This window comes from Mycobacterium sp. 1245852.3, from assembly GCF_001669335.1.
Lineage (GTDB): Bacteria > Actinomycetota > Actinomycetes > Mycobacteriales > Mycobacteriaceae > Mycobacterium > Mycobacterium europaeum_A.
Genome location: NZ_LZLL01000180.1, coordinates 1 through 884, shown reverse-complemented (window position 1 = coordinate 884; position 884 = coordinate 1). Strand labels below are relative to the sequence as shown.

The 884-nt window shown below is 72.4% G+C and carries 1 protein-coding gene and 2 pseudogenes; 1 reads left to right on the top strand and 2 read right to left on the bottom strand.

Translation table 11 applies throughout. From position 1 onward, the window contains the following. Positions 1-67 (top strand): annotated as a pseudogene (locus tag A9W96_RS32570) (pyridoxamine 5'-phosphate oxidase family protein); the annotation flags it as partial. Positions 68-175: 108 nt separating this feature from the next. Here the strand turns inward: A9W96_RS32570 and A9W96_RS07955 are convergent. Continuing rightward, entirely contained in the window at positions 176-727 is a 552-nt protein-coding gene (locus A9W96_RS07955) for a carboxymuconolactone decarboxylase family protein (RefSeq protein WP_067138813.1), read from the bottom strand. A 90-nt stretch (positions 728-817) separates the two neighbouring features. Next, positions 818-884 (bottom strand): annotated as a pseudogene (locus tag A9W96_RS32560) (pyridoxamine 5'-phosphate oxidase family protein); the annotation flags it as partial.

The following is an 884-nucleotide window of genomic DNA, read 5'->3' as shown; positions in this document are numbered from 1 at the left end:
CGCCGAGTCGGCGGACGCGGCCAAGGGCTGCCTGCACGACTGCGTGGTCTTCTCGCTGCCGGCCTAGCGGCGATCGCGAGCGCGGCGGAGCCGGGGAAGCCGGGTCGCCGCCGTCGGACGCAGCGGCGATCGCGAGCGCGGCGGAGCGGCCGAAGCCGGGTCGCCGCCATCCGACTCAGGGCCAGGGCCGCATCCAGCCCTCCACCGGCAGCGCGAGCGCGTTGCACAGCGTGCAGATCGTCCGATACCAGCCGACGGCCGTGAGCAATTCGATGCGCTGCTCGTCGTCGAGGTCGCGGCCCAGCGCGGTCCACGTCGCCTCCGACCACGAGCCGGTGCGCTCGAGCTCGTCCACCGCCTCGATCAGCGTGCGCTCCGCAACGCTCCACCGCGAGTCGTCCGGGCCGCCGGTGACCAGCGCGTCGCACTCGTCGTCGCTGACACCGGCGATCGGGCCCCAGAACGCCGCCTGCCCACCCCACTCGTATGCGCAGCCGACCAGCGCGCAGGTCCGCAGAATGGCGATGGTCCGCGTGCGACCCGGCAAAAGCGCTGCGACATAAAGGGATTCGCCGAGCTTGCGCAGCCGGGCGGCCAGCGTCGGATGGCGCTGCAGGCAACGCACCAAAAGCAGCGGCTCGTACGTGCGGTCGGGGTGACCCCAGCTGTTGATGCCAGTGGCATCTTCTTCGCTCCACGGCGGAGCGAGCGGTGCGACGCGGCTCACGGATGAGACTGTAGTTAGGTCGATGGCGGCGACCCGCGGCGCCCGGCTTCGCCGCGCTTGCGATCGCCACGGCCGCGCTTGCGATCGCCGCTAGGCCGGCAGCGAGAAGACCACGCAGTCGTGCAGGCAGCCCTTGGCCGCGTCCGCCGACTCGGCG